The 6,623-nt window shown below is 60.2% G+C and carries 7 protein-coding genes; 6 read left to right on the forward strand and 1 reads right to left on the reverse strand.

Going from position 1 to position 6,623, the window contains the following annotated elements; genetic code table 11:
* Positions 1–569: 569 nt before the first annotated feature.
* Genes rsmH through rsmI form a run of 6 tightly spaced genes read left to right on the forward strand, consistent with a single transcriptional unit; the run spans position 570 to position 5,007 of the window.
* The gene (gene rsmH / locus WCE05_RS25370; protein WP_264834576.1) at positions 570–1,379 is read left to right on the forward strand and encodes a 16S rRNA (cytosine(1402)-N(4))-methyltransferase RsmH; all 810 of its coding nucleotides are present in this window, start codon (positions 570–572) and stop codon (positions 1,377–1,379) included.
* Complete coding sequence (locus tag WCE05_RS25375; RefSeq protein ID WP_019726360.1) at positions 1,376–2,461, forward strand: tRNA guanosine(34) transglycosylase Tgt; 1,086 nt, start codon at positions 1,376–1,378, stop codon at positions 2,459–2,461. The genes rsmH and WCE05_RS25375 overlap by 4 nt, the downstream gene beginning before the upstream one ends.
* Before the next feature lie 18 nt (positions 2,462–2,479).
* A complete protein-coding gene (locus tag WCE05_RS25380) occupies positions 2,480–3,223 on the forward strand; it encodes an RmtD family 16S rRNA (guanine(1405)-N(7))-methyltransferase (protein ID WP_130021756.1) in 744 nt (247 codons plus the stop codon).
* Positions 3,220–3,795: a hypothetical protein gene (locus WCE05_RS25385; protein WP_228455411.1), complete on the forward strand. Its 576-nt coding sequence runs from the start codon at positions 3,220–3,222 to the stop codon at positions 3,793–3,795. Before WCE05_RS25380 ends, WCE05_RS25385 begins: the two co-directional genes overlap by 4 nt.
* The gene (locus WCE05_RS25390) at positions 3,792–4,331 is read left to right on the forward strand and encodes a hypothetical protein (protein WP_130021758.1); all 540 of its coding nucleotides are present in this window, start codon (positions 3,792–3,794) and stop codon (positions 4,329–4,331) included. Before WCE05_RS25385 ends, WCE05_RS25390 begins: the two co-directional genes overlap by 4 nt.
* Positions 4,332–4,341: 10 nt before the next feature.
* Entirely contained in the window at positions 4,342–5,007 is a 666-nt protein-coding gene (rsmI, locus tag WCE05_RS25395) for a 16S rRNA (cytidine(1402)-2'-O)-methyltransferase (protein ID WP_161594793.1), read from the forward strand.
* Between the two features lie 198 nt (positions 5,008–5,205).
* On the opposite strand, the gene WCE05_RS25400 is transcribed toward rsmI, so the two are convergent.
* The coding region (locus tag WCE05_RS25400; RefSeq protein ID WP_155712968.1) for a transposase at positions 5,206–6,623 on the reverse strand (1,418 nt) is incomplete at its 5' end.

Below are 6,623 nucleotides of genomic sequence, written 5' to 3' on the forward strand. Positions count from 1 at the left end.
TGCGGGGACGGCTGCTCAGTGTTGCGCCTGTGTTCGCACGTTCGTATCGGTGCGTTCTGATCTTCGCGTCAGACATTGCCGCGGCGCGGGCACAACAAAAAGCCCGGCATCGCTGCCGGGCTCCGGCTCCGTCCATGGGGCCTTGATGTCGGGTCGTTGCCGGGATCGGACCGCGCTGGCGCGGTCCGGTTCCCTGACGACCGGGCCAACCGGAAATGACTTTTGCCCACGAGCAAGAACTACTCGCAGAAGTATCACGCATGGATAATCCACAGTTGATCCACAGCACGCTCAATCTTGCCCTAGGCAAGCTGGGTTTAAGCAAAGTACTAAACCCTGCTTCCAGCATACAAACCTGACGCGCCACACCTGGGCGTAATTGCTTTGTTTGCATAGATTCAACCAGTAGAACGCCAGATTGTTTTACGCTCGCTGACTGAATCAGCCACCCACTAGTTTCAGAGCTGTGGACTTAGGCACAGCTCGATTTCACAGTTTTTAAACCGGGCCACGGTCTATCTTGGTCAGCGCCTCATTTACGGCAAAAATTTTGGCTGCACGGCGGCACTCTGGTGGGAATCGATCGCGATCAGGATGCGATTCAGGCGGCGATGGCGCGCTTGGAAAGCCTGAATGCGGACGCGCGTTTTATGGCGCTGCACGGCAATTTTCGCGATGCGAAGGCGCTGCTTGCCGGTGCGGGCATTGCGCGCGTGGATGGCATTCTGGTGGATTTGGGCGTATCCTCGCATCAGCTGGACGTGCGAGAGCGCGGCTTTTCGTATCATGACGATGCGCCGCTGGATATGCGGATGGACGTTTCGCAGCCGCTGAATGCGTGCGTGATCGTCAATACGTATTCTGAAGACGAACTGACGCGGATCATTCGCGATTACGGCGAGGAAAACTGGGCGCGGCAGATTGCGCGTGTGATCTGCGATCGCCGGAAAAATGCGCCGATCGAGCGGACGAGCCAGCTGGTCGAGATCATCGATGCGGCGATTCCGAAAAAATTCCGCGCGAAGGACGGTTCGCATCCGGCGCGCCGCACTTTCCAGGCGCTGAGAATCGCGGTCAACGACGAGCTGGACCCGTTGGAGCCGGCGCTTTCGGATTTGGTGGATCTGCTGAATCCGGGCGGAAGACTTTGCGTGATCACGTTCCATTCGCTGGAGGATCGAATCGTAAAAAACGCGTTTCGGACGTGGGCGAATCCGTGCACGTGCCCGAAATCGTTTCCGGTTTGCGTGTGCGGGAAAAAGCCGCGCATTGAACTGGTTACGCGCAAACCGATCACGGCAAGCGAGAAAGAGCTTGCGGAGAATCCGCGCGCGCGAAGCGCGAGCCTGCGCGTTGCCGAAAAGCTGGAGGAAACATGAAGTATTTGGATACCGCCGCGGGCAGCCTGCCGCTTCCGGCGTTTTTCCCGGATGCGACGTACGGCGCGATTCGTGCGGGCACGTTTGAGGACGTTTATCGCGCGGAGCTGTACGGCTGCGAGATGAACAGCTATCATCTGATGAACAAGCCGGGGGCGAAGCTGATCAAATCGCTGGGCGGCTTGCACGGCTTTACCGGCTATAAAGGCGCGATTCTTACCGATTCCGGCGGCTTTCAGCTGTATTCGCTGATTCGCGAAAACGCGGAATACGGCGAGATCCGCGACAAAGAGATCATCTTCCGTCCCGACCGCGGCAAGGAAAAGATCACGTTTACGCCGGAAAAGTGCATACAGGTGCAGTTCCAGTATGGCTCGGACATCATGATGGCGCTGGATATGTGCACGCACCCGGGCGACCCGATTGACGTTCAGCGCCGCAGCGTCGAGCTGACCGTGCGCTGGGGCGAGCGCTGCAAGGCGGAGTTTGAAAAGCTGATCAAGCAGACGAAGCCGGAAAAGCGGCCGCTGCTGTTCGGCATCGTGCAGGGCGGCGCGGATCCTGAATTGCGAATGGAATGCGGGCGGCGGCTGGAGGAGATCGGCTTCGATGGCTACGGCTTCGGCGGCTGGCCTTTGGATGCAGACGGTTCGTTTCGCGCGGACATTCTGAAAATGGCAGCGGACGCGATGCCCGATCACAAAATCAAATATGCGATGGGCCTTGGCAAGCCCGAGGAAATCGTTGAGTGTGTGAAGATGGGTTACGGTCTGTTCGACTGCGTAATTCCCACGCGCGAGGCACGGCACCAGCGGCTGTATGTGTTTGCGGACGGCATGGAAACGCCGGAGGGCGTGCGTTCGGGTGCGAAATTCTATCGTTTCCATTACGCGATGGACGAAAAGAATGTCCGCGACCCGCGTCCGGTGGATGAGCATTGCAATTGCGAACTCTGCAAAAACCATTCGCGCGCGTATCTGCACCATTTGTTCCGCGTCAACGATCCGCAGGCGATGCATCTGGCAACGGCACACAATCTGCGCTTCTTCGGGCGATTGATGCAGCTTTTGCAGGAAAAGTAAGCGCTTCTGGAGGAAAACATGAGCGAACTGAAGGAAAAACTGCTCGCTTCGAAAAAATATCGCGACGTTTGCCCGGACACGATCGAGCGCATATGTCGTGAATGCAGCGCGAAATTCAAAAAGGAAAAGGACGCGGACAAGGCGGCGCGCGAAGCGCTTCACGGCGTGACCGGCGCGTTCATGACCGAGCGCGAATACAAACGCGCGATGGAACTGGCGGCGGCACGCGATTGGGAAGCGCTGCTCGGAATGCACGCGTCCACGCGCGAACGGCTGCCGGTGGAATCGATGGATCGCGTGTTCGATCAGCTGTTTGAAGCCATCGGAACGCCGGCGCGAATTCTCGATCTCGCGTGCGGGCTGAATCCGGTCTACCTCGCGCATCGATTGCCAAATGCAGCGATTGCCGGCGTGGATATCAGCGGTCAGTGCGTAAACGTAATTCGCGCGTTTGGCGGCGCGGAAGCGCGTTTGGGAGATTTGCTGTGCGAAATTCCGGAAGACGAAGCGGATGCGGCGCTGATGTTTAAGGTGCTGCCGCTTTTGGAGCGCCAGCGCACGGGCGCGGCGATGGATGCGCTAATGCGTGTGAATGCGGAATGGATCGTCGCATCGTTTCCGACGCGTTCACTCGGCGGGCGCAACGTCGGCATGGAAAAGCACTATTCCGAATGGATGGAGGCGCACGTGCCGGAAAATCGCGCGATTGCCGCGCGGCTGACCAGCGAAAACGAGCTGTTTTACGTGCTGAAACGAAAATGAAGATGGAGGATTTCCGGTTCGAACTGTTCGAACTGCGCGATTTGGCGCGCGCGAAGGGCGTCGATCGCCTGAAACGGGTGGGCAGATTGCTCCGAAAACATCCGGATACAGGGAAAAGCACGCTGATTTGGGCGGGCGTGGCGATTCTTCTGTGCGTCTATACGATCGCGCAAGGGCGGAACGGCGGCCTTCGCGCAAGGGAGCGCTGGCTCGATGCCGTTGTGCGCATTTGCTATATGGTGCCGATCGTAATTGCATACATATGCAGCAGGATTGGCAGGCTGATCGCCGCGTCCAAACGCCTGAACGAGCGCGCGGAAATGCTGAGCGAGGACGAATTCAAGCGCATTTCGGAATCGTTGGAGTATGTGCCGAAATGGTCGCTGAACGGAAGCGCGCACGAGAATCTGAGCTGCGGCTGTTACGGATGTATCAAGATGGTTCCGGTCGGGTCGCAAATCTGCTCATTCTGCAAAAAGCATCGGCTGGTTCATGGCGATTCGACCCATCCGCTGGACGAGGATCGCTTGAAGGCGATTCACGATTTGCTTTTGAAGGGTGAACGCGCATGACAATCGAGGATTTTAAGTATGAATTGATTCTGCTGCGCGATTTGGCGCACGCAAACGGGCGCGAACGTACAAGATTGATTCGCGCACGGCTGTGCTATTCATCGGGCGACTATACGCGCTTTCGCGTTTGGGCGGCGATGGTTGTGATCATTGGCGGCATCGCTGTGGGCGTGATCGCAGGCATTCGCGGCGAAAATCCGTTCCCAATTCTGCTTTGCGTTGGATTGGCTGGCGTTGGTTCGGCGGCTATCGGCTATAGAGCGGCGCGCAAACGGCGCGTCGATTCGCTGATTGCGTTGTCGGAAAAATTGAATGCACGCGCGGAAAAATTGCCCGTTGGCGAATTTGAAAGGATTGCGGAAATGCTGTCCGTCGCGCCGGAGAAGGATTACTGCGGCTGTTATGGATGTATAAATATGCTTCCAAAAGGCGAAGAACGCTGCGAAATATGCGGTACACGATATGTCGTTTACGGCGATTCGGAGTGTCCGCTCGACGAAGCGCGCCTGCAAAGGATTCACAATTTGCTTTTATAGGAGAGAAATTATGCCAAAACTGTATGTCGTCGCGACGCCGATCGGGAATCTGGACGATCTTACGCCGCGAATGCGCGCCGCGCTCGAAGCTGCCGACCTGATCGCTGCGGAGGATACGCGCGTGACCATGAAGCTGCTGAATCGGTTTGAAATGAAAAAGCCGATGGTGTCCTGCCATCGCCACAACGAAGAAAACCGCGCGCCGCAGCTGGTTGCGCGAATGCTCGAGGAAAACCTGACCGTTGCGCTGACGTGCGATGCGGGTACGCCGGGCATTTCGGATCCCGGGCATTTGCTCGTGCGCGCCGCGTGGGAAGCGGGTATTCCGGTGGAGCCGGTGAGCGGGCCGTCTGCAGTGGTGACATGTCTGTCCGCATCGGGCTTCGACGCGCGCGAATTTGCATTTTACGGCTTTCTGCCGCGCGAAAAAAAGGCGCTGCATGAAAAACTCCGTTCGATTCGCAAATCCGGCGTGCCGGTGTTCGTGCTGTATGAATCGCCGCATCGCGTGGTCGAACTGGTGCGTGCGATTGCGGAGGAGTGGGCGGACGCGCAGGTGTGTGTTTGCAGCGACCTGACGAAGAAATTTGAGCGCATTTATCGCGGTGTGGCGAGTGCGGTTGCAGATGAGCGTATAGGAAGTTCAAACGCCCTTTTCGGGCAGTCTGCTGGGTAGGCGGCGGTCGCGCAAGCCCCGTTTTGGGCACGGATCGGACGTCTGTGAGTGGGATTTCGGCATCGCGGGGCCACGCAGCGGCGTTGTCAGCAGCCATGCTTCGCTGATTCCCGACAGCGGGCCGAGCGCCGCCCTGCGGATCGTGGCCGCATCGGCTCGGATTCCGGTTTCGCCGTCGGCTGTGCAGCCGGCAGATCGTCACGCGGCTTGCACTGGCGGTGCGCGCGCTGCGGGCCTGTAGTGCGCTTCTTCCCGCGCGCCCTGCTTCACGAAGTGGCCAAGGATGGCGCGGATGGCGGTGGGTTCCTCGATGCTGGCGACGATCCGTACCGCGCCGCCGCAGTGGGCGCAGGTGGTGACGTCGATGGAAAAGACCCGCTTGAGCCGTTGCGCCCAGCTCATCGCACGGCGCTTCTGCTCGGGGCTGCGCGGCTCGTCGTGGGCGCTTGCGTCAACCGGCGCCGCATCGCTCGCAGGCCGCTTGCCGCGCCCCGAGGGCGTCACCTGCGCGCGCAGATTCGCGTTCGGGGCGAATACGCCGTGGAAGCGGGTGAGATGCGCGCGTGGCGGCGGGACCAGTGCGGCCAGCTTGGCGATGAAATCCACCGCATCCCATTCGACATGCGTGGTCCCATTTCGCCACGGCGTCTTGAGCTGATACCGCACCCTACCCTGCGGTGAGATCGACAGCCGCTGCTCGCTGATCGCCGGGCGCGTGATGTAGCGGCACAGCTTTTCGAGCTTGTGGCTTTCGTGTGCTTCCGCGGCCACGCCGGCATGCAGCGAGAAGCCGCCGACCTTGCCGGCATCGCCCTCCAGCGAGCCTGCGTCACCGGGCAATGTTTGCAGCGTGACGACCTTGCGGCCAGCGTCGCGACCGGTGGCGATGCGGTAGGTCATCGAACTCATCCGCAGCCCATCCATGCCGTCGTCGCTACCCGCGCTGTCGGACAGGAACACGGATTCGTCCTCGCCTTCCAGCCAGCCTTTGCGCGTCAGGTGCCGGCAGACGCGATGCGCGATGGTGCCGGCCAGTTCCGTCAGTTGCGCCGATGTGGGCGCACGGGTGCGGTGCAGGCGCGGCTTGCGCTGCGCTGGCCCGGTGGTTTCCTCGTACACGCCATCGAGCCACAGCATATGGAAGTGAATGTTTAGATTCAGCGCGCTGCCGAAGCGCTGGATCAGCGTCACCGCGCCGCATTGCGCGCTGGCGCGGTCGACGCCAGCTTGATCGGCTAACCAGCTGGCGATCACACGATGCACGATACCCAGCACCGGCCCGATGGCGTCGGGTTTGCTGGCGAACAGGAAGCGCAAGGGGTACGGAAAGCTCAGCACCCATTGCCGCACCGGCCGCGGGGCGAACACCTCGTCCACCAGATGCCGCGCCGACTCGGCCATGCGCCGTGCGCCGCAGCTCGGGCACAGCCCGCGCTTCTTGCAGGAATACGCCACCAGCCTCTCGGCACGACAGTGCTCGCAGACCACGCGCAGGAAGCCGTGCTCGAGCACGCCGCAACGCAGGTAGGCATCGAACGCCTCGCGGACATACCCGGGCAGCGAGCGGCCCTCCGCTTCGATCCGTGCAATGAAGTCCGGGTAGTGCGCCTCTACCA

Origin of the sequence: Pseudomonas sp. I2 (assembly GCF_040984075.1) — a bacterium.
Lineage (GTDB): Bacteria > Pseudomonadota > Gammaproteobacteria > Pseudomonadales > Pseudomonadaceae > Aquipseudomonas > Aquipseudomonas guariconensis_B.